Origin of the sequence: Myxococcus sp. CA023, from assembly GCF_010998615.1 — a bacterium.
Classification (GTDB): Bacteria; Myxococcota; Myxococcia; order Myxococcales; family Myxococcaceae; genus Myxococcus.
The window spans coordinates 45,824-65,758 of the sequence record NZ_JAAEAH010000005.1; the positions used below are offsets into that span (position 1 = coordinate 45,824).

Genomic DNA, 19,935 nt, shown 5'->3' on the forward strand with positions numbered 1-19,935 from the left:
TGGCGGAAACCCTGTGCCGTATCTATCAGGAACTCTGCGGCAGCGGGCATGCCCCTGCCGTGGGATGGCTGATTCCAGCCGTCATCAGCAAACTCAGCGCTGCCAAAGGCAGGTCAAAGGCCATGGACGCGCGGAAGAGGTTCTGGTGCACGAGCACGCCCAGGAAGCCGCCAAGCAGGCTGTGTGCCGCGTGGAGTGCATTCACATCCTGCCGGAACTCTCCCGTCTCCTGCCCATGGCGGATGATGTCCTCCAGTCTCGCCGCGTAGAGCGCGAGCTTGTCGCGGATGGCTTCCGCCACCTGGTCATTCGAATTCGCCGCTTCGGCCGCGAGCATCGCGAAGAAGATGCCGTATTCGCGGTGCTCGCGCAGGAGCAGATGTGCCCGCTCGGAAATCGCCTGGAACTGCGCTTGTGCCGGCAGCTCGCGGTAGTTGCCGAGCAGTTGGAACTCGCGGACGCAGCGCTGGTGCAACTCTTCAATCGCAGCCAGCAGCAGGTCTTCCTTGGTGGGGAAGTGCCAGTACAGCGCTCCGGGCGTCATCCGGATGGCGCGGGATAGGTCCGCCATCGTCGTGGCGAGGAAGCCTCGCCTCGCGAAGAGGTGGATGGCTGCTTCCAGAATGTCCATGCGCGTGCGCGCGGCACGCTCTTGTTTCAGCTCACGTTGGGCGGGTTCCCTGGCCATACCCGCCGAATCTATGCATCACGCCAGGAGTGTCACCCGGACGATCTCCGGCGGCGCTCCGACGCGGAGCGGCGGACCCCAGAAACCTGTTCCCCGGCTGACATACAGGTGCCGGTCTCCTTCGTGAAACAAGCCCGCGTCGTGCTCCCAGATGGCGGAGACCGCCAGCGTGAAGGGGAAGAACTGTCCCCCGTGGGTGTGCCCGGAGAGCTGCAAGCCCATTCCCTCCCGCGCCGCCACCTTCCAATTCGACGGCTGATGCGCGAGCAGCACCGAGGCCCGCTCGGAATCCCGGCCCGCCGTCGCCGCCGCCAGGTCATAGCCTTGCGAGAACCCCATCTTGCCCGCTGACCAGTCGTCCACACCCACCAGGTCGAATGAGGCGGCCGTGTCGCCAATGCGCACGTGACGGTTGCGCAGAACATGCACATCCATACGCTCCAGCGCCTCAGCCCAGGCAGCGTCGCTCCAGTAGTACTCGTGGTTTCCCGTGACGAAGTATGTGCCGTGGCGTGACTTCAGCTCGGACAGCGCCGAGACCGCTGGGGCCAGCGATGCGACGTGTCCGTCCACCAGGTCGCCAGTGATGCACACCAGGTCCGGGCGCAATGCGTTGCAGCGGCGCACCAGCTCGTCCATGAAGCGGCGCCGGATGACCGGGCCCACGTGGATGTCACTCAGGTGGACGATGCTGAAGCCATCCAGCGCCTTGGGCAGCCCCGGTAGCTTCACCGCCACCTCGTTCACCACGGGCGGATGGAAGGCGCTCCACATTCCGAAGCCTGTTACGCCACCTGCGGCCAGCACCGCTCCGCCGGCTGTCGCCCGAGCAAGGAAGCGTCGGCGCTCAACATCTACCGGAGCCGAAGCTGCGGGCATGGCGCTGCTGGAGCCTGCCGCTACCGGAGCCTTGGGCATGGCGCCGCCGGTCCCTGCCGCCATCGCCACCGGAGCAGCCTCGGCGTGCGTCGCCGCCTCGCCGTGTCCACTTGTCGCCAGGGCTTCCGGAGTCAATGACACGGACTCCGTGCCAGTCGCCGCCAGCGTGCTGCCAGCCTGCGCCGAGTCACCCACCGCATTCGCATGGGACATCGAGGTCGTCTCGCCACCGCGCAGCTCCACCACCGCCGGCTCGCCGCGTGAGCGCTGCATTCGTGCTGCCACCTTGCGCACCGCGCCCAACACTCCGAGCGCGAGCAACAGGTAGATGGCCATGCCCATCCACGTCCACACCGCCGTGGCCACGGCGAAGGTGGAGTCCATGGGAAGGAAGCGCGTCACCGACCACGACAGCACCAGCAATGTGCCCAGCACCGTCATGACGCCCATGCCCACACGCCGCCATGCGCGGTGCTCCGACGTGGCCGCGAAGAGGCGCCGGTACAGGTAGACGTGGACGGCGACCGTGGCGATGCCGGTGACGAGGGCGAAGAGGATGAAGCGCGCGGTGTCCATGCAGTGCGCCATCCTGACCCGTGCGCGACGCGCTGCAATGCAATCCGGCGTGAAGAAATGTGAACACCTCGTACACGGACATCGCATCAATCCGCGCGGGGTGTTCGCAGCTGGGGCAATCGCGACCCGAACCCACGTCGCATGCGATTGCAGCATGCGGCCAAGAGCGCGCCTGAGCCGTTCTCGCGATACAAGTGACAGCGTGTTGGCCGTAGACACCGGCCTGCCCGAAAGCCACTGAAGGGGCGCCGCGTGTGTAACGGCGAACCGCCTGGCTGACGCGCATGCACCACCTCATCGAGGAGACCCCCATGCCCCCTGACATGATGGCGGGAACGCGCCGCCTGTTGACGTGCCTGTTGAGCGCCCTGCTGATGGTTGGCTGCGAGCCCTCGGGGGAGCTCGCCATGCCGGAGACTCCACACGCCACGCGCACCCAGCGAGTGGTCGTCACGGCTCCGCCGATGCGCATCGCCGCGGGCGCCCAGCACTCGCTGTATTTGTCACCCGGAGGCGACGTGTGGGCCTGGGGCGGCAATGGCTCCGGCCAGCTTGGCGGGGCGGAGACGTCCCTCCAGGGACTGGCGCCGGTGCGGCTGGCGGCGCTGGAGGACATCGTGTCGGTGGTGTCCGGAGAAGCCCACTCGCTCGCAATGGGCGCGGATGGCTCGGTGTGGACGTGGGGCGGTAACAGCTCCGGGCAGCTCGGTGATGGCACCACCACCGACCGCGCGACGCCGATGCGGGTGGCCGGCCTGGACAGCGTGGTGGCGGTGGCCGCCGGAGACTTCCACTCGCTGGCGCTGCGCGAGGACGGAACGGTGTGGGCGTGGGGGACGAACTTCCACGGACAGCTCGGCCGGGGACACACGCAGCCGGGGCTCACGCCCGAACAGGTTCCCGGGTTGAAGGGCGTGGTCGCGCTCGCCGCGGGCTTCGACTTCACGCTGGCCGTGCTCGAGGACGGCACGGTGCGCGCGTGGGGCTCCAACGGCTCCGGCCAGCTGGGCGACGGTACCTTCACCCAGCGCCTGGCTCCCGTGAAGGTCTCCGAGCTCAGCGGCATCACCGAGGTGACGGCGGGCACCTACCACGCGCTGGCGCTGGGCAAGGACGGCAGCGTGTGGACATGGGGCAGCAATGCCTCCGGGCAGCTCGGTGATGGCACGTGGAATGACCGCGCCGTACCCATGCAGGTGCCGGGACTCGAGCGGGTGAAGGCCGTGGCCTCCATGGACTCGGATTCGCTGGCGCTGCTCGAAACGGGCGCCGTGTTCGCGTGGGGGGCCAATGGCTCCGGCCAGCTGGGCGATGGAGACACCACCGACCGCGCCACGCCGGGACAGGTGTCGGGGTTGAATGCGGTGGCCTCGGTGGTGGGCGGCGCGCAGCACGCGCTGGCCCTGCGAAAAGACGGCACGCTCTGGGCCTGGGGCGGAGGCCAGTCGGGCCAGTTGGGCCACGGCGGCTCCGAGCGCCACGTGGTGCCCGCGCCGGTGATGCGCCTGGCGGGCGTGACGTCGATGGCGACGGGCAGCTTCCACTCCCTGGTCGCGCTGGGGGATGGCTCCGTCTGGGCCTGGGGCCGCAACACCTATGGGCAGCTGGGTGATGGCAGCACCGCCGAGCGCCACGCCGCGGTGCGCGTGGAGGGGCTCGGCGGCGTTCGCAGCGTCGCTTCGGCCGCCCACCATTCGCTCGCCGTGGGCATGGATGGGGCGGTCTGGGCCTGGGGGCGCAACGCCGCCGGACAGCTGGGGGATGGCACCACCACCGACCGCGCCCGGCCCGTCGCGGTGTCGGGCCTGACGTCGGTGACGGCGGTGGCCGCGGGCGGCAGTCACGTCCTGGCGCTGCGCAGTGACGGCAGCGTGTGGGCCTGGGGCTACAACGCGCTGGGGCAGTTGGGGGACGGCACGACGGTGGACCGGTTGACGCCGGTGCGCGTGTCGGGGCTCGGTGCGGTGGTGGCGGTGGCCGCCGGTTCGTACTTCTCCATGGCCCTGCAGTCCGACGGCACGGTGTGGACATGGGGCGAGGGCTTCGAGGGACAGTTGGGGGACGGCGGTGGCGTGCAGCGACTGAGTCCGGTGCGTGTGGAGGGACTGGCGAACGTCACCCGCGTGGCGGCGGGCTCCGCGCATGCGCTGGCCGTGCGCGGCGACGGCACGGTGTGGGCGTGGGGCGACAATGGTGAAGGGCAGCTCGGGGACGGCTCCTGGGCGGACCGCTTCCGTCCGGTGCAAGTGCCGGGGCTGCAGGGCATCACCGCGGTCAGCGGTGGCCGCTCCCACTCCATGGCATTGCAAGGCGATGGCACGGTGCGCGCGTGGGGCTACAACGGTTACGGCCAGCTCGGAGACGGAACGCTCACCTCGCGCGTGCGGCCCGCCCTCATCCCCGGCCTGACTGGCATCCAGGCGCTCCACCCCAGCCACCTGCACGTGCTCGCGCTGCACGCGGATGGGACGTTGCGCGGGTGGGGCTACAATCGCTTCGGCCAGCTGGGCCTGGGCGCCGCGGGGTGGAGCGCCCTGCCAGTGCAGGTGCGTGGCATTGGCCGCGTGGACCGGTTGTCCGTCGGCCGCGCGCACACGCTGATGGTGCGCGCCGATGGCACGGTGATGGCCTGGGGCGAGAATGGCTCGGGCCAGCTGGGCGACGGCACCTCCACCCACCGCGCGGGTCCGGTGTCCGTGCGTGGCGTGCCCTGTGTCCGCTCGGTCGCCAGTGGCGTACAGCACTCGCTGGCGCTGGCGTGTGACGGCACCGTCTGGGCGTGGGGCGCGAACGGGCGGGGGCAGCTGGGAGATGGCACCACCACCCCGCGCGTGACGCCGGGGCTGGTGGTGGGACTTCGGGGCGTGGTGGCGCTGGCGGCGGGTGGAGACGCGTCGGTGGCGCTGCGCGCGGATGGCTCCGTGTGGAGCTGGGGCGGCAACGCCAGCGGCCAGCTGGGGGACGGCACCACCACGGACCGCGCCCTGCCGGCCCACCTCGGGCACCTCTCCAACGTGGTGGCCGTGGCCGTTGGCGAAACGCACACCCTGGCGGTGGGCGAGGACGGCGCGTTGTGGGCCTGGGGCGCGAATGGCTCGGGCCAGCTGGGAGAGGGTGGCACCGCGCCGAGCCTGACGCCGGTGCGCGTGAAGGGGCTGGAGCGTGTGGCGTCCGTGGCGGCCGGGCGCGCCTTCTCGGTGGCGGTGCGCGACGACGGCACCGCGTGGGCATGGGGCGCGAACCCGTCCGGCCAGCTGGGCGATGGCACCAACCAGGCGCGGAGCGTGCCCAAGCAGGTGGCCTCCGTGAAGGGCATCCGCGCCATGTCCGCGGGGGCCCACCACGTGGTGGCCCTGCAGTCCGACGGCACGGTGTGGACGTGGGGCGACAACACGCTGGGGCAGCTGGGGAATGGCTCGTCCTCGCCGACGTGGATGTGGCCCCGGCAGGTGCCGGAGCTGCAAGGCGTGGAGGCGGTGGCCGCGGGAGAGCAGTACACCGTGGCCGTGCTGCTGGACGGTACCGCCCGCGCCTGGGGCAGCAACGAGTACGGCCAGCTCGGTGATGGGAAGACGGGCCCGCAGCTGACGCCGATGGCGGTGAAAATCGACGGGCCGAAAATCCGACCGCCCGTGCGCACCGTGCGCGCCTGGGGCCAGCACGCGGTGGTGCAAATGTCGGACGGCACCGTGCAGACGTGGGGCGACAACGCGTTCGGCCAGTTGGGAGACGGCACCACCACGCGACGCGCGGTGCCCTTGGCGGTGCATGGATTGGCGAGCGTGGTGGCCGTGTCCTCGGGCGCCTGGCACTCGCTGGCGCTGCGCAGTGACGGCACCGTCTGGGCGTGGGGCGCCAATGGCTTCGGTCAGCTCGGGGATGGCACGTCCACTCCGCGCACCAAGCCGGTGCAGGTGGCCGGGTTGGGGGACGTGGTGGCCATTGGCTCGGGGGGCTACCACGCGATGGCGGTGCGCTCGGACGGCTCGGTGTGGACGTGGGGCTACAACGCGTTCGGCCAGCTGGGTGACGGCACCGCGGAGTCGCGCTCCCTGCCCATCCGGGTGGAGGGGCTGGAGGGCGTGGTGGCCGTGGCGGGCGGAGACCACTACTCGCTGGCGCTGCACTCGGACGGCACCCTGTCCGCGTGGGGCAACAACGCGTCGGGCCAGTTGGGAGACGGCACCGGCACCACCCGCTATTCGCGCGTGGTGGTGAAGGGCATGGACGGCGTGGTGGACGTGCGCGCGGGCGCGACGCACACGGTGGCGCTGCGGGGCGACGGCACCGTGTGGACGTGGGGCGACAACGCGTTCGGTCAGTTGGGGGACGGCACCAGCGGCACGCGGATGCGCCTGGTGCCCCAGCCGGTGCCGAACCTGTCCGCGGTGTCCGCCGTGGGCGCGGGGGCTCGCCATACGTTCGCCGTGGCGCTCAAGGGCACGGTGTGGACGTGGGGGCGTAACTCGCACGGCCAGCTGGGGCTGGGGGACAACACGAACCGGACGGAGCCCCTGCGCGTGCGGGAGCTGTCGGACGTCACCGTGGTGTCGGGCGGGGCGGAGTTCTCCCTGGCCATGAAGCGCGACGGCACGGTGCTGAGCTGGGGCTCCAGCCTCTACGGCTCGTTGGGCCTGGGCGCCGCGGGGCAGCGCTCGTCACCCGGGCAGGTGGCGCTGCCCTGAGCCGGGCATCAGGGCCTGTTCAGAGCGTGAGGCGGGCGGTCCGCATCCGCACCCGGTACTTCTTGGGCGGGCGCGTCCTGAGCCGGGCCCGGTACGTGCCATGCGCGCGCCGGGCCGGGCGGGAGCGTCGGCTGATGGTTTTCCTGCGACCCGCGACGGGGGTGCGTCGACGAGGAGCTTTCATGGGTGCATCCGGCGCGTGCGCTATGGCTTCTCCGTGAGCGGGCGGGGCGTCGTCAGCTCGGAGCCGATCTGCCGCCACTCCTGCGCGTAGGCGCCGCGAGCGAAGGCGCGCAGGTCGTCGGACGTCACCGTGCCCCGCGCCATGGCGGTCCCCAGCGCGCGCACGACGGCGTTGCGGTGCGGCTGCTCGACGTAGGGATTGCCCTCGCGGAACACCTCGCCGAAGAGCGACTCCAGGCGGCCGTCCTGCTTCAGGCGCTCGACGATGCGGGCCTGCGAGGCGGGCTCGTTCGCGTGCGCGTGCAGCATGGCGGAGGCGAGCCCGCCCTGGGCATCCGCCTGGTCGGGAAACTCGGAGAGCAGCTCCAGCTCCGCGTCAGCGCCCGCGATGGCGGTGGCATCCGGAGGCGGCGCCGTCACGCCGCGCTGGGCGGGGCGCCGGTCGGGCTCGAAGTCGCTGCGGCCCTGGAACGTCTGCACCGTGCGGTGCGCCTGGACACCCTTCGTCCCCTGGGTGGCGGTGCCGGAGGCCGGCCGCTGCTCCGGAGCGCTGGCGCGCTCATGCGCCGGGCCCTTGGGCGAGGACGGACGGTTACCACCATCAATGCGAGACATGGGGGCTCCAGGGATGGGGCCCGGTGCGGACAGAGCTCCGGGAATTCCCATGTAGGTTATCGGGCGCGGTGTGGCTCCAGTTGCGTCCCACCTCTAACGTGCGTCCGCCGGAGTGTCCCCGCACGGCGGGCGCGCCCACGTCATCGCCCGGAAAAACGCAATGACTCCCGGCGCTTGGCGGGCGGGGGAGGGAAGTGGCGCTCCAGGCCGTGGACCAGGTCCTCACGCCACGCAGGGTAGTTGTGTCCACCGCTGTACTCCCGGAGTTCCACCTGATGCCCGGCTTCTGAGAGCACGGGAGCGATGCGGCGGTTGCCCTCCAGCAAGCCCTCGAAGCGGCCGCAGTCCAGCCAGACGTCCAGCGGGCGGCGGGGTGGGGGCCGCGCCAGGTCGAAGACGACGAAGTCATGGCCCTCCACCGCGAAGGCCCCGGACTGCGACAGCACCCGGCCGAAGACGTCCGGCATGCGCAGGCCGGTGTAGAGCGCCATCAACCCGCCCAGCGAGGCCCCCAGCACCGCGTGGGCACCGGGGCTGCGCCGCTCGTCCACCAGCGACAGCTTCTGGCGAGCCAGCGGCAGCACCTTCCACTTCAACAGCCCCACCGTGTACTCGCTGCAGGCGTACTCCATGCTGCGTGTCTCACCGCCATTGCACACGAGCGCCAGGGCCACCGGGCGCATGCGGCCTTCGGCCACCAGGGTGTCCACCAGCTCCGGAAGGCGGACGCGGCGCAGATAGTCCTCGCCGTCGTACACCACCACCAAGGGCACTGGCGCGTCCGTGGGCGGCGCGTACAGGTACACCCGGCGCTGGCCCGGCAGGTCCACGTCTCCTGTGTCCACCACGTGCCGGGTGACGCGGCCCCGAGGCGCGCCGCGCGGGTGCCGGGCGGGCAGGGACGAGCGGGCCAGGGGCATGTGGAACGAGTGGTTGATGCCGCCAAAGCCGTTGTCGGAAGGGTGGCGGTTGAGCGGGTCCTCCATGCGCTGGCCGCGCGGGTCCTCCAGCGCGTATTCGACGTAGGCATCCGCGGGCAGCGTCAGCGTGCGAGCCCACAGTCCGGGCGCCACGCGCTTGAAGGGCAGCGGCTTGCCGCGCCAGTCCTGGAAGTCACCTTGGAGGCAGATGGGGCCCCGGCCTCGCCACACGAAGGTGGCGGTGTCCGATTCGATGACGGGCGTTCCCTCGGCGCGGGCCCGCGCCTCCAGTGTCTTCGCGTCCATCCGCGCACCCTAGGCCAGCAGGTCGCGCAGCGCGCCCTCCAACTCCGGGTACCGGAACACGAAGCCCGCCTCATGGGCGCGCTGGGGCAGCACGCGCTGGCCCTCCAGCACCAACTTCGCCATCTCTCCCAGCGCCGCCTTGAGCATGAACGCGGGCATCCGCACCAGGGACGGCCGGCCCAGCACGTGGCCCAGCGTGTGCGCGAAGAAGGCGTTCGTCACCGGCGTGGGCGCGGTGGCGTTCACCATGCCCTCCACCTGGGGATGGGCCAGCAGGAAGAGGAGCAAATCCCTGGCGTCCTCGCGGTGCACCCAGCTCACGAACTGCTCGCCGCTGCCCACCGGGCCGCCAGCGCCCACGCGGAAGGGTGGCAGCATCTTGTGGAGGGCGCCCCCCTCCGGGTGCAGCACCACGCCCATGCGCACCACCGCCGTGGGGATGCTGGACTCGCGCGCCTGCATCGCCTCCGCCTCCCAGTCCACGCACACGCGGGCCAGGAAGTCGTCACCCGGAGGGCTCTCCTCCGTCAGCGGCTCCGCGCCGCGCGTGCCGCCGTAGTAGCCGATGGCGGACGCCGATACGAAGCGCCGCACCGTGCCCGCGCCCCGCATCGCCGCCACTAGCGCGCGCGTGCCCAGCACCCGGCTGTCGTGGATGCGGTGCTTGCCTTCCTGCGTCCAGCGCTGGGCCACCGGCTCGCCCGCCAGGTGCACGACGGCCTCCGCGTCCGCCAGGGCCTCGGGCGGCAGCGGCGAGCTGGCGTCGAAGCGCGCTCCCGTCACGCCGGCGGGCAGGCGGGCCAGGGCGTGTTCAACGTTCCGGGCCAGGACGTGGACCTGGTGTCCACGCTCCAACAAACCTTGGACAAGCCCTGGACCCAGGAAGCCGCTCGCGCCGGTGACGGCCACCTTCACGGGGAGGGCTCCGAGGGCGCCGGCGCGTTCAGGTCCACGCCCACCAGGCGGCTCAGGACGGCGAAGAAGGTCATCAGCTCATCCGGCTTCATCCGGCCGGAGTGCCGGTAGACCAGGGCCCCTTCGGCGTCCAGCAGCACGATGTTGGACGTTTTCACCGGCAGCTTCCACGGTGCCTTTCCCATCTCTCCATCCATATCCACCAGGATAGGCACGCCCACCTTCTTCTCCTCGTCCCGGACGAAGGAGAGGGCAATCTGCCGGGCCGGGAAAAAGTCGAAATTCTGAAGGTTTGCGATCGCCAGCACCCAGGCCGCATCCAGGATTCCGCGCTCCTGCCCTCGGGCGAACAGCTCCTTCTTCAGGGTCGAGTTGAGCTTGGTCGAATCCTTGTCTTCGTAGAACAGGATGACCGGTTTTCCTCGCCACTTGGAAAGCCGGACCTCCTTTCCCGCGGAGGTGCGTAACGTCGCGTCCACCGGCTCGGTGGACGGCGCCGCGCCCAGGGCGCTTCCCGCTGCCAGGGAGATGGAGAGCGCACCTGCGATCCACGCCTTCATGAGGGGACCTCTGTGTACAAGGTTATCGCGAACCTTAGACATACCCTTGACAAGCTCTGGACGCAAACGCTACCTCTAGGAAGCAAAGGAACAGGTTCTTCGGAGGAAAGAAGCATGGCACTCACGCTTTCCGATGCGCGGCCGCCGACGAGCCTGCTTCCTCTGGAGCAGGCCTGGCTGCAACTGGTCCAGGCGGAGGTGGAGACCTCGCTGGCGGAGTTGTTCGAACTTCCCGACGAGGTCGGCCTGGACGTTCGTTGGACACAGGCGCTGACACAGGCCCGGGCCTATACCTTGCGGCCCGCCAAGCGGCTCCGCCCCGCGCTGGTGATGGCCGGACACTGCCTGGCGCGTGGGAGCGCGGTGGTGCCCTCCGGGTTGTGGCGCTTCGCCGCTGGGCAGGAGCTGCTGCACACCTTCCTCCTCATCCACGACGACGTGGCGGATCAGGCGGAGCTGCGGCGGGGCGCAGCGTCCCTGCACCGGATGCTGGCGCCTGGACGCGCGGGTGAGGACCTGGCCGTGGTGGTGGGAGACCACCTCTTCGCGCGCGCCCTGGAGGCCATGCTGGGCTCGGGGCTGACGGGCGTCGCGGGCGTGGTGCAGTACTACCTGGGCGTGTGCCGTCACACGGCGGCCGGGCAGTACCTGGACCTGGACCTGGGCCGCGCGCCGCTGGCGGAGGTGACGCTCTTCCAGGCGCTGCGCGTGGCGCATCTCAAGACGGCGCGCTACGGCTTCTGCGCCCCGCTGGTGTGCGGGGCCATGCTCGGCGGTGCCAGCAGCGGCTTGGTGGAGGGGTTGGAGCGCGTGGGCCGTCACGTCGGTCTTGCCTACCAGCTTCGGGACGATTTGCTGGGCCTTTTTGGTGATTCCAACGTCGCTGGCAAGGCCGCTGACGGCGACTTCCTCCAAGGCAAGCGAACCTTTCCAGTGCTGGCCGCCTTCGCGCGCGCCTCCGAGGCCGAGCGCACGGAGCTGGAGGCGCTGTGGGCGCTGCCGGTGGAGCAGAAGGACGCCGCGGCGCTGGCGCGGGCCCGCGCGCTGGTGGAGTCCTGCGGAGGCCGGGCCGCGTGTGAGCGCATGGTGGTGCGTGCCTCCCGGGCCGCCCGCCGCTCGTTGCAGTCGCTGCCCAATCCCAACGGTGTGAGAGAGCTGCTCGACGCGCTCATCGCCCGGCTGGCCCACCGCACCGCCTGAGGACGCCATGCGTGCATCGACACAGGGCAGGCGCATCGTGGTGGTGGGCGCGGGCGTGGGCGGGCTGGCCGCCGCTGCCCGGCTGGCGCACCAGGGCTTCGACGTCCAGGTCTTCGAGAAGACGCAGGGACCGGGCGGGCGCTGCAACCGATTGCAGGTGGATGGCTTCACGTGGGACCTGGGCCCCACCATCGTGCTGATGCCGGAGGTGTTCGAGGAGACCTTCCGCGCGGTGGGCCGCCGCATCGAGGACTACCTGACGCTGCTCAAGTGCGACCCGAACTATCGGGTCCACTTCCGGGACGGTTCGGATGTCACCTTCACGTCAGAGCTGTGCGCCATGGGCCGCGAGTTGGAGCGCGTGGAGCCCGGCAGCTATGCGCGCTACCTCGCCTTCCTGGCCCAGGGCCGCGTCCAGTACCGAACGAGCCTGGACCACCTGGTGGGGCGCAACTACGCGGGCCTGCGCGACTACCTCTCGCCGCGCGTGCTCGCGCGCATCTTCCAGGTACGCGCCCACCGCCGTATGTACGGGGACGTCAGCCGCTTCTTCCAGGACGAGCGGCTGCGCGCGGCGATGACCTTCCAGACGATGTACCTGGGCGTGTCGCCCTACGCGTCGCCCGCGGTGTACGGCCTGCTGCCCTTCGCCGAGCTGGGTGTGGGCATCTGGTTCCCCAAGGGCGGCCTGTACGCCATTCCCCAGGCCCTGGAGCGGCTGGCGCGCGAGGAGGGTGTGCGCTTCCACTACGGCGCGCCCGTGGAGCGCATCCTCACCGATGGCGGCCGTACTCAAGGCGTGCGGATGGAGGGCGGCGAGGTGGTGGAGGCGGACGCGGTGCTGTGCAACGCGGACCTGCCCTACGCGTACGAGAAGCTGCTGGACCCGAAGGCGACGACGCTCAAGCGCAAGGAGAAGCTGCGCTACACGTCCAGCGGCTACATGCTCTACCTGGGCATGAAGCGGCGCTACCCGGAGCTCTTGCACCACAACGTGGTGTTCGGCCGGGACTACAAGGGCTCCTTCGACGACATCTTCGAGCGCTTCCGCGTGCCGGAGGACCCCAGCTTCTACGTCAACGCGCCCACGCGCACCGACACGTCCCTGGCACCCGAGGGCAAGGACGCGCTCTATGTGCTGGTGCCCGTGCCGCACCAGCACCCGGACCTGGACTGGAAGGTGGAGGGGCCCAGGGTGCGCGCGAAGTTCTTCGCGCGCATGGCGGAGCTGGGCTTCCCGTCGCTGGAGTCGGACATCGAGGTGGAGCGCGTCTTCACCCCGGATGACTGGGCCGGCACCTTCAATCTGGCGCGTGGCAGCGCCTTCGGCCTGTCCCAGAACTTCACGCAGATTGGCCCCTTCCGTCCGTCCAACCAGGACGCGCGGGTGAAGAACCTCTTCTTCGTCGGTGCTTCCACGCAGCCGGGGACGGGGCTGCCCACGGTGCTCATCTCCGCGCGGCTGGTAACGGAGCGGCTGATGACGTGGGCCCACGCGCAGGGCGTTTCGCTGTCGCCTCGGACGGCCGCCGCCACGCCGTTGGAAGGGGTGGCCGCGTGAGCCCGCCTGTCGACAAGGCGCTGGTGGAGCGCGGCTATGTGCTGGCGAAGCAGGTGACGCGTCATCACGCCAAGAGCTTCTTCTTCGCCTCGTACCTGCTCTTCGGCTTGCGGCGGAAGGCGGCGTTCGCGCTCTACGCCTTCTGCCGGCGCCTGGACGACATGGTGGACGGGGACGACGCGGCGAGCGCGGCCGATGCCTTGCCGGTGCGGCTGGCGCGGGCGCGGCAGCGCGTGGCGGAGCTGTACCTGCCCATGCCGGAGCTGGCCTCGCGCGAGCTGGGCCCGCCCGCGGACCGGGTGAAGGGCAGCGAGGCCGCGACGTTGTGGGACGCGCGGGAGTTCGCCGCGCTCGAGCACACGGTGCGCCACTTCCGGATTCCGGAGCAGCCCTTCCAGGACCTCATCTCCGGCATGGAGATGGACCTGACGAAGCACCGCTACGCAACCTGGGCGGAGCTGGACCTCTACTGCTACCGCGTGGCGGGTGTGGTGGGGCTGATGCTGACGCCGGTGCTGGGGTGCTCGGATGCGGCGGCGGTGGAGCCCGCGGCCGACCTGGGCCGGGCCATGCAGCTCACCAACATCCTCCGCGACGTGCGCGAGGACCTGGAGCGCGGCCGGGTGTACCTGCCCGCCGAGGAGCTGGCCGCCTTCGGATTGTCGGAGGATGACTTGCGGCGCGGACAGGTGGACGCGCGCTGGCGGTCCTTCATGCGCTTCCAGGTGGAGCGCTCGCGGGCGTACTACGCGCGGGCGGCGGCCGGGGTGCGCTACCTGACGGGCTTCGGCAGTCAGCGGATGGTGCGGCTGATGGGCGCCATCTACGGCGACATCCTGCGCGACATTGAAGCGCGCGACTACGACGTGTTCAGCGCCCGGGCCCATGTGACGACGCGCCGCAAGCTCGCGCTGGCTTCCGCGGCCATGGTGCGGCCCGCCGCGGTGCTGCCCGTCCCCCAGGGCGAGGTGCGCATGCCGCTGCTTCCCACCGGGACGGGAGGGTGAGGGCGTCATGCGTGGCGATGGAATGAAGACGGAGCTTCGGCTGCGCATGGGAGGTGGAGCATGAAGCGCACCCGCGTCGCGGTGGTGGGCGGCGGCATCGGTGGACTGACGGCCGCCGGGCTGCTGGCGAAGGACGGGCATGAGGTGACGCTGTTCGAGCGAGGCGCCTCGCTGGGCGGCAAGGCCCAGGCCGTCACCGTGAATGGCATCACCCTGGACACGGGGCCCACGTTGCTGACGTTGCCGCACCTGGTGCGTGGCACCTTTCAGCAACTGGGCGCCGAGGACCTGCTGCCGCGCTTCACGGAGCTGGAGCCGCAGTGCGCCTACCGCTTCGAGGACGGGTGCGACTTCACGGCCTACAAGGACGTGGAGCGGATGGCGGAGAGCGCGGCGGGTGTCCGCCCGGGTGAGCGCGACGGCATCCGCGGCTTCTACACGGAGGCTGCGGCCATCTGGCGGGCCGCGGGCGAGCCATACCTGGAGGCCCCCTTCGAGGGCATGGCTGGCTTCATGACGCGCGTGGCGAAGCGCGGCGTGGGGGCCGTCATGGCGGGGATGAAGATGGGCACGCTGCACGAACTGGCGGCCCGGCACTTCAAGACGGACCACCTGCGGCAGTACGTGGGCCGCTTCGCCACGTACACGGGCGCGTCACCCTACGAGGCCAGCGCCGCCTTCGCGCTGATTCCGCACATCGAGCATGCCTATGGCGTGCACCACGTCCGCGGCGGCATCGGCGCGCTGGTGGATGCGCTGGGGCAGGCCGTGCGCCGGCTGGGCGTGCGCATCCACCTGGACACGCGGGCTCGCTTCGAGCGCACGCGCGAGGGCTACCAGGTGGGCCCGCAGGAGGGCACGGAGCGCTTCGACAGCGTGGTGGTGAACGCGGACCCGCTGGCGCGGCTCGCTCGCGCGGAGGAGCCGCTGGCGCTGTCTGGCTTCGTGTTGCTGTTGGAGGTGGAGGGCCGCATGGCTCTCCCGCACCACACGGTGCTCTTCGGCGGTGACTACCGGCGCGAGTTCGACGAGCTGTTCGGCGGGCAGCTCGCGTCCGACCCGACGGTGTACTTCTGCAACCCCTCCGCCACCGACGAGAGCATGGTGCCTCTGGGCCGCACCGGGTTGTTCGTCATGGTGAACGCGCCCGCGCTGCCCGTGGACGCGCGCGGCGCGGAGCAGGCCACTCACGACTGGGAAGCAGGTGCCGAGCGCGTGAAGGCGCAGATGCTGGAGCGCTTGTGTCGGCACTACCCGGCGCTCAAGGGGCGCGTGCGTGTCATCGGCCAGCGCTCGCCGGTGGACCTGGCCGCGCAGGGAGCTCCGGGCGGCTCCATCTACGGCTTCCTGCCGCACGGGAAGTTCGGCCCCTTTCGCCGGCCGCGCATCCGCGGCAACACGCCGGGCCTGTTCTTCGCGGGCGGCGGAACGCATCCAGGCGGCGGCGTGCCGCTGGTGATGTTGTCCGGTCGCTTCGCCGCGGAGCTGGCTTCGCAGCACCTTCGGGGGGATGCATGATGCGCCTGGCGAAACTCCCCGCCCTGCCGGACGCGGCGGGCACCTACCGCTGGTTCTATGCGGACGTCACCGCGGGGCCCTACAGCGCGGTGTGCATCTTCATGCTGGGCTCGCTGTTCTCGCCCCGGTACTCAGTGGCGGCGCGGCGGGGCGGACGGCCGCTGGAGCACAGCGCGGTGAACTTCGCGCTGTACCACGCGGGTGTGCGGCGGCTGTGGGTCCTCAGCGAGTACGCGCGCGCGGAGTTGGATGCCCCGGGCCGGCTGCGTATCGGCCGCTCCACGCTGTCGTACGAGGGGGACGGCACGGTGCGGATGGCCGTGGACGACGGGACGGCGCCGTGGGGCCGGCCCGTGCGCGCGGGCCTGACGCTGGAGCCGATGACGCCCGTGGGCGAGGTGGTGCAGCTCATGCCTGGGCTGCCGCACTACTGGCAGGCGCTGGCGCCTCGTTCGCAGGCACGGCTGGAGGTGTCCTCGCTGGGCATCGAGGCGAATGGCCTGGGCTACCACGACACCAACCACGGCGGAGAGTTGCTGGGCGCGCGGTTGTCGGGGTGGCACTGGGCTCGCACGCACCGCGAGGACGAGACGGTGGTGGACTACCACCTGCCTGAAGGTGTCGCGCCGCTGCGAGTGGTTGCGGGCGCGCGCGGAGTGCGCTGCGAACGGGGCCCCGCGTTGGTGGAGGCGCGGCCCACCCACATCACCGGCTGGGGCCTGCGCGTGCCGTCACGCCTGCACGCGGGCAACGTGGTGGTGGGACAGCCGAAGCTGCTGGAGTCGTCGCCCTTCTACGCGCGGCTGGAGGCGCGCCAGGGGCCTCTGGACTCCCTGGGCGAGGTGGCGGACTTCCGTCGCTTCCACTCGCCCTTCATTCGCTGGATGGCGCACTTCCGCACGCGCATGGGACGGGCGGCATGAGCGCGCTCGTCCTCGCGTCCCTGGTGTGGTGCGCCGTGGCCACGGGCTTCAGCGCGGTGGCGTGCGTGCGTCTGTCGCGCGCGCGGGCTGGCGCCGCTCCCCAGCCCGGCGCGCTGCCGCCAGTGTTGCTGCTGCGCCCGGTGGACGCGCCCACGCCTCGAGAGCTGGAGAATCTGGCGCAGTCCATCGACTACGCCGGGCTGTTGGAACAGGTGGTGGTGTCGCCCTACCGTCCCCGGCTCGCCCCGGGCGTGCGGTGGCTTCCCAGCGATCCGCTGACGCCCAACCGGAAGGTGGGACACCTGCTGTATGCGCTGGACGTGTTGCCCGTGGGCGACCGGGTGGTGCTGTCGGTGGACGCGGACGTGGCGGTGACGGGCGCGCTGGTGGAAGGCCTGGCCGTGCCAGTGGCCGTGGGCGCCGCGCTGAGCACCGCGGCGCCGCTGCCAGTAGGGCCTCGGGACGGCGCGAGCCGGGCCATGGCGGGCCTTCTGCGTTACACACACCACAGCTTCCGGGCCCTGGATGCGATGAGCGCGGGCGCCAAGGCCGTGTGTGGCAAGGCTTTGGGCTTGTCTCCCGTGGCCGTGGAATCGCTGCGGCGGCTCGCGGACCACATCGGCGAGGACCTGGAGCTGGCCAAACGTCTTCACGCTCAGGGACTGGACGTGGTGCTGAGCAGCGCCCCGGCGGTGGTCCCCCTGGACGCCGAGGTGCCCTGGGCGGCGCCCCTGTCGCGCTTCACGCGCTGGATGCAGGTGCTGGCCAGTCACCGGCCCGCGCTGTATCCCACGGTGCCGCTGCTCTTCACGCCGACGCTGCCGCTGACGGTGCTGGCCGCGGCGCTGGGGTCGCCCGTGTTGGCGGGCTCGGTGGTGGGATTGGTGGCCGTGCGGACCTTGCTGGCGCTTCGGTTGGCCGGGCTCCACGCGCCGGTGGCGGACGCGGGGAGGGCCTACGCGGTGACGGACTGGTTGTTGGGCGAAGCGCTCTTGCTGGCTGCTTTCCTGCGCTCGCTGTGGCAGCAGGGCACGGTGACGTGGCGAGGGCAGACCTATGCGTTGCGCCCCGGAGGCCGAATGGTACGGGTAGCTTCGGAGCTGAGTGGAGGACCGGGATGACGTACGCGCGATTCCTCGGACTGTTCGTGGTGGTGCCCATTCTCTTCCTGGCGTGGCGCTACCGCCGCACCTTCACGGCCAGGAGCCTGGCGCCCATGGGGCTCCTGCTCATCGTCGTGTATGCGGCGACGTCTCCCTGGGACAACCTGGCGGTGAAGTGGGGCCTGTGGGGCTTCGACCCCGAGCGCATCTGGGGCATCAAGCTGGGGTACCTGCCTCTGGAGGAGTATCTCTTCTTCGGCCTTCAGACGTTGTTGGTGGGGCTGTGGGCCCAGGCCCGGCTGGCGCGTGCACTGGCGCCGGATGCCCAGGCGACTCGGCCCACGGCGGAGACGGGTGAGCGCCGCGACGGCGCGCTGACGGCTCGGGAGGTGGCGCCATGATGGAGACGAAGTGGGCATACCTCATCCACCTGTTGGGCTGGACGCTGCCGGTCATCGCCTTCCAGTTGGTGGTGCTGGTGCGCCACTACAAGGAACGCTCCGGCGCGGTGCTCAAGGCGGTGCTGCCGCCGGCCTTCATCATGGGGCTGTACCTGTCCATCGCGGACCACCTGGCCATCTCCACTGGCATCTGGAACTTCGGTGAAGGCAAGCACCTGGGCGTGTACCTGGGCGTGGTGCCGCTGGAAGAGGTGGTCTTCTTCCTGATTACCAGCGTGTTGGTGTCGCTGGGCCTGGCGCTGTTCACCGGGTTGGTGGCGCTGCTGGGGGAGGCCCGGGCGTCGTGATTCACGCGGCGAAAGGCGGCCCGCTGGGCTGGGCGTGGGACAGGTACATCGGATGGAAGTTCCGCTCGGCGTTCCGGGGACTGTGGGTGCGTGGGGCGCTTCCGCCGGGAGGTCCGGGCCGGCTGGTGTACCTGAACCACTCCAACTGGTGGGACGGCTTCGTGCTCAACCAGCTCTGCCAGACGGCGGGTTGGGACGGCTACTGCCTCATGGATGAGGAGAACCTGCGCCGCTACCGCTTCCTCACGCGCATTGGTGCCTTCAGCATCCGGCGCAAGGACGCGACGTCGCCGGTGGCGTCGCTGCGCTACGCGAAGGAGTTGCTGCGCAAGCCCCGCGCGGTGGTGTTCGTCTTCCCGGAGGGCGAGCACCGCCCTTTCGGCGTGCTCCCACTGCGACTGGAGCGGGGCGTGGAGCTGCTGGCGCGGGTGTCGAAGGTGGAGTGCCTGCCCATCGCGGTGCGCTACGGCTTCTTCGAACACGAGCGTCCAGACGTGTTGCTGGAGGTGGGCACCCCGCATCCGCCCGGTGACATGTCCGTCTTCCAGGAGGGATTGGAGACGGTGGTGCGGCGACTGGCGGCGGTGACGTCCATGGAGGGCTTCACGCGCAGGGTGTCCGGTGCGCGAGGCGTGGCGGAGCGCTGGGACGCGGCCCGGGGGCTGGCGTCATGACGTTGCGCATCCGCACCATCGCGCGCATGACGGGCATCCGTGAGGCGACGCTGCGCGCCTGGGAGCGGCGCTACGGCTTCCCGCGTCCGCTGCGCAGCGAAGGCAACAACTACCGCGTCTATTCGCGCGAGGAGGTGGAGGCCGTCCGCCGTGTGGCCCGGCTCATCCAGGAGGAAGGCCTGTCGGTGAGCGAGGCCATCGCCCAGGTGAGGACGGAGCCGCCGCGTGAGCAGCCCGAAGCCGAGCGCCTGAGCGAGCGCTTCTGGTCCTCCGTGGGGGCGCTGGAAGGGGACGAGGTGACGCGCGTGCTGGATGACGCGCAGACCGTCATGGACGTGGAGGCCTACTGTGACGGCTTCCTGCTGCCCCTGCTGCGGGAGATGGGCATGCGGCTGGACGTCGCGCGGGAGCACCTGGCCTCCGCGCTCATTCGCCAGCGCCTGCGGCAGGTGTATGACGCCCTGTCCCCCGCGCCTTCCGGCCCCCGTGCCCTGCTCGCCTGTCCGGCGGGGGACCACCATGAAGGCGGCCTGCTGGCGCTGGGCATCCACCTCAAGCGCAAGGGGTGGCGGGTGACGATGCTGGGCGCGGACACCCCGGCGGCGGCGCTGCAGGGGGCTTGCGTGCAGGTGCGGCCGGACGTGGTGGCGCTGTCCTTCGTGCGCGCCCATGCGCCGGAGGAGTTCGCGTCCGTCCTGGAAGAAGCGCTCCGGGCCTGCGCGCCCTTTCCCGTGGTCGTCGGCGGGCTGGGGGCTCGCGAGCACCTGAAGGCCATTTTCTCGCTCGGCGCGCAGTACGCGGAGTCGTCGGAAGAGCTGGTGGCCATCTGGAACCAGGTGCGCAACGCTCAGAATCGCCCGTAGTCTTGCCGTAG

General features: G+C 70.8%; 17 protein-coding genes. 11 read left to right on the plus strand and 6 right to left on the minus strand.

From position 1 onward, the window contains the following. Positions 1-25 precede the first annotated feature (25 nt). Together F8M74_RS02790 and F8M74_RS02795 are read right to left on the minus strand one after the other, a co-directional pair. A complete protein-coding gene (locus tag F8M74_RS02790; protein ID WP_141253627.1) occupies positions 26-688 on the minus strand; it encodes a TetR/AcrR family transcriptional regulator in 663 nt (220 codons plus the stop codon). 18 nt (positions 689-706) lie between these two features. Then, on the minus strand, positions 707-2,143 hold the full coding sequence (locus tag F8M74_RS02795; RefSeq protein WP_141253626.1) for a metallophosphoesterase: 1,437 nt from the start codon (positions 2,141-2,143) through the stop codon (positions 707-709). 311 nt (positions 2,144-2,454) lie between these two features. On the opposite strand from F8M74_RS02795, the gene F8M74_RS02800 reads away from it, so the two are divergent. Further along, complete coding sequence (locus tag F8M74_RS02800; RefSeq protein WP_228559166.1) at positions 2,455-6,828, plus strand: chromosome condensation regulator RCC1; 4,374 nt, start codon at positions 2,455-2,457, stop codon at positions 6,826-6,828. Positions 6,829-7,032: 204 nt separating this feature from the next. Here F8M74_RS02800 and F8M74_RS02805 read toward each other — a convergent pair whose 3' ends face one another. The 4 genes from F8M74_RS02805 to F8M74_RS02820 all read right to left on the minus strand — a co-directional run bounded on the left by F8M74_RS02805 (position 7,033) and on the right by F8M74_RS02820 (position 10,327). Next, on the minus strand, positions 7,033-7,626 hold the full coding sequence (locus tag F8M74_RS02805) for a hypothetical protein (RefSeq protein WP_228559165.1): 594 nt from the start codon (positions 7,624-7,626) through the stop codon (positions 7,033-7,035). Between the two features lie 140 nt (positions 7,627-7,766). Continuing rightward, a complete protein-coding gene (locus F8M74_RS02810) occupies positions 7,767-8,852 on the minus strand; it encodes an alpha/beta hydrolase-fold protein (RefSeq protein ID WP_141253623.1) in 1,086 nt (361 codons plus the stop codon). Between the two features lie 9 nt (positions 8,853-8,861). Next, entirely contained in the window at positions 8,862-9,767 is a 906-nt protein-coding gene (locus tag F8M74_RS02815; RefSeq protein WP_141253622.1) for a TIGR01777 family oxidoreductase, read from the minus strand. Continuing rightward, on the minus strand, positions 9,764-10,327 hold the full coding sequence (locus F8M74_RS02820; protein WP_171410205.1) for a peroxiredoxin: 564 nt from the start codon (positions 10,325-10,327) through the stop codon (positions 9,764-9,766). Before F8M74_RS02820 ends, F8M74_RS02815 begins: the two co-directional genes overlap by 4 nt. A gap of 114 nt (positions 10,328-10,441) precedes the next feature. Here F8M74_RS02820 and F8M74_RS02825 point away from each other — a divergent pair, with 114 nt between their 5' ends. Genes F8M74_RS02825 through F8M74_RS02870 form a run of 10 tightly spaced genes read left to right on the plus strand, consistent with a single transcriptional unit; the run spans position 10,442 to position 19,924 of the window. Continuing rightward, positions 10,442-11,527, plus strand: coding sequence for a polyprenyl synthetase family protein (locus F8M74_RS02825; RefSeq protein ID WP_141253620.1), 1,086 nt, complete (start codon positions 10,442-10,444; stop codon positions 11,525-11,527). 7 nt (positions 11,528-11,534) lie between these two features. After that, positions 11,535-13,088 carry an NAD(P)/FAD-dependent oxidoreductase gene (locus F8M74_RS02830; RefSeq protein ID WP_141253619.1) on the plus strand — a complete coding sequence of 518 codons (1,554 nt, stop codon included), beginning with the start codon at positions 11,535-11,537 and terminating at the stop codon, positions 13,086-13,088. Beyond that, entirely contained in the window at positions 13,085-14,095 is a 1,011-nt protein-coding gene (locus tag F8M74_RS02835; RefSeq protein WP_141253618.1) for a phytoene/squalene synthase family protein, read from the plus strand. Before F8M74_RS02830 ends, F8M74_RS02835 begins: the two co-directional genes overlap by 4 nt. A 60-nt stretch (positions 14,096-14,155) precedes the next feature. Then, complete coding sequence (locus tag F8M74_RS02840) at positions 14,156-15,613, plus strand: NAD(P)/FAD-dependent oxidoreductase (RefSeq protein WP_141253617.1); 1,458 nt, start codon at positions 14,156-14,158, stop codon at positions 15,611-15,613. Next, positions 15,610-16,536 carry a carotenoid 1,2-hydratase gene (locus tag F8M74_RS02845; protein ID WP_141253616.1) on the plus strand — a complete coding sequence of 309 codons (927 nt, stop codon included), beginning with the start codon at positions 15,610-15,612 and terminating at the stop codon, positions 16,534-16,536. Before F8M74_RS02840 ends, F8M74_RS02845 begins: the two co-directional genes overlap by 4 nt. Beyond that, on the plus strand, positions 16,533-17,657 hold the full coding sequence (locus tag F8M74_RS02850) for a glycosyltransferase (RefSeq protein WP_141253615.1): 1,125 nt from the start codon (positions 16,533-16,535) through the stop codon (positions 17,655-17,657). The genes F8M74_RS02845 and F8M74_RS02850 overlap by 4 nt, the downstream gene beginning before the upstream one ends. Continuing rightward, positions 17,654-18,040 (plus strand): lycopene cyclase domain-containing protein, encoded by a 387-nt coding sequence (locus tag F8M74_RS02855; protein WP_141253614.1) that lies wholly within the window; start codon positions 17,654-17,656, stop codon positions 18,038-18,040. Before F8M74_RS02850 ends, F8M74_RS02855 begins: the two co-directional genes overlap by 4 nt. Next, positions 18,037-18,387 (plus strand): lycopene cyclase domain-containing protein, encoded by a 351-nt coding sequence (locus F8M74_RS02860; protein WP_011551022.1) that lies wholly within the window; start codon positions 18,037-18,039, stop codon positions 18,385-18,387. The genes F8M74_RS02855 and F8M74_RS02860 overlap by 4 nt, the downstream gene beginning before the upstream one ends. Then, positions 18,384-19,061 (plus strand): lysophospholipid acyltransferase family protein, encoded by a 678-nt coding sequence (locus F8M74_RS02865; RefSeq protein ID WP_011551023.1) that lies wholly within the window; start codon positions 18,384-18,386, stop codon positions 19,059-19,061. Before F8M74_RS02860 ends, F8M74_RS02865 begins: the two co-directional genes overlap by 4 nt. After that, entirely contained in the window at positions 19,058-19,924 is an 867-nt protein-coding gene (locus tag F8M74_RS02870; protein ID WP_141253613.1) for a MerR family transcriptional regulator, read from the plus strand. The genes F8M74_RS02865 and F8M74_RS02870 overlap by 4 nt, the downstream gene beginning before the upstream one ends. The last annotated feature ends 11 nt before the right edge of the window (positions 19,925-19,935 follow it).

What these genes read in the sequence shown, in the direction of transcription:
- F8M74_RS02790 (WP_141253627.1), bottom strand. Translation starts at nt 688, where the DNA reads ATGGCCAGGGAACCCGCCCAACGTGAGCTGAAACAAGAGCGTGCCGCG.
- F8M74_RS02795 (WP_141253626.1), bottom strand. Translation starts at nt 2,143, where the DNA reads ATGGACACCGCGCGCTTCATCCTCTTCGCCCTCGTCACCGGCATCGCC.
- F8M74_RS02800 (WP_228559166.1), top strand. Translation starts at nt 2,455, where the DNA reads ATGCCCCCTGACATGATGGCGGGAACGCGCCGCCTGTTGACGTGCCTG.
- F8M74_RS02805 (WP_228559165.1), bottom strand. Translation starts at nt 7,626, where the DNA reads ATGTCTCGCATTGATGGTGGTAACCGTCCGTCCTCGCCCAAGGGCCCG.
- F8M74_RS02810 (WP_141253623.1), bottom strand. Translation starts at nt 8,852, where the DNA reads ATGGACGCGAAGACACTGGAGGCGCGGGCCCGCGCCGAGGGAACGCCC.
- F8M74_RS02820 (WP_171410205.1), bottom strand. Translation starts at nt 10,327, where the DNA reads ATGAAGGCGTGGATCGCAGGTGCGCTCTCCATCTCCCTGGCAGCGGGA.
- F8M74_RS02825 (WP_141253620.1), top strand. Translation starts at nt 10,442, where the DNA reads ATGGCACTCACGCTTTCCGATGCGCGGCCGCCGACGAGCCTGCTTCCT.
- F8M74_RS02830 (WP_141253619.1), top strand. Translation starts at nt 11,535, where the DNA reads ATGCGTGCATCGACACAGGGCAGGCGCATCGTGGTGGTGGGCGCGGGC.
- F8M74_RS02840 (WP_141253617.1), top strand. Translation starts at nt 14,156, where the DNA reads ATGAAGCGCACCCGCGTCGCGGTGGTGGGCGGCGGCATCGGTGGACTG.
- F8M74_RS02845 (WP_141253616.1), top strand. Translation starts at nt 15,610, where the DNA reads ATGATGCGCCTGGCGAAACTCCCCGCCCTGCCGGACGCGGCGGGCACC.
- F8M74_RS02850 (WP_141253615.1), top strand. Translation starts at nt 16,533, where the DNA reads ATGAGCGCGCTCGTCCTCGCGTCCCTGGTGTGGTGCGCCGTGGCCACG.
- F8M74_RS02855 (WP_141253614.1), top strand. Translation starts at nt 17,654, where the DNA reads ATGACGTACGCGCGATTCCTCGGACTGTTCGTGGTGGTGCCCATTCTC.
- F8M74_RS02860 (WP_011551022.1), top strand. Translation starts at nt 18,037, where the DNA reads ATGATGGAGACGAAGTGGGCATACCTCATCCACCTGTTGGGCTGGACG.
- F8M74_RS02870 (WP_141253613.1), top strand. Translation starts at nt 19,058, where the DNA reads ATGACGTTGCGCATCCGCACCATCGCGCGCATGACGGGCATCCGTGAG.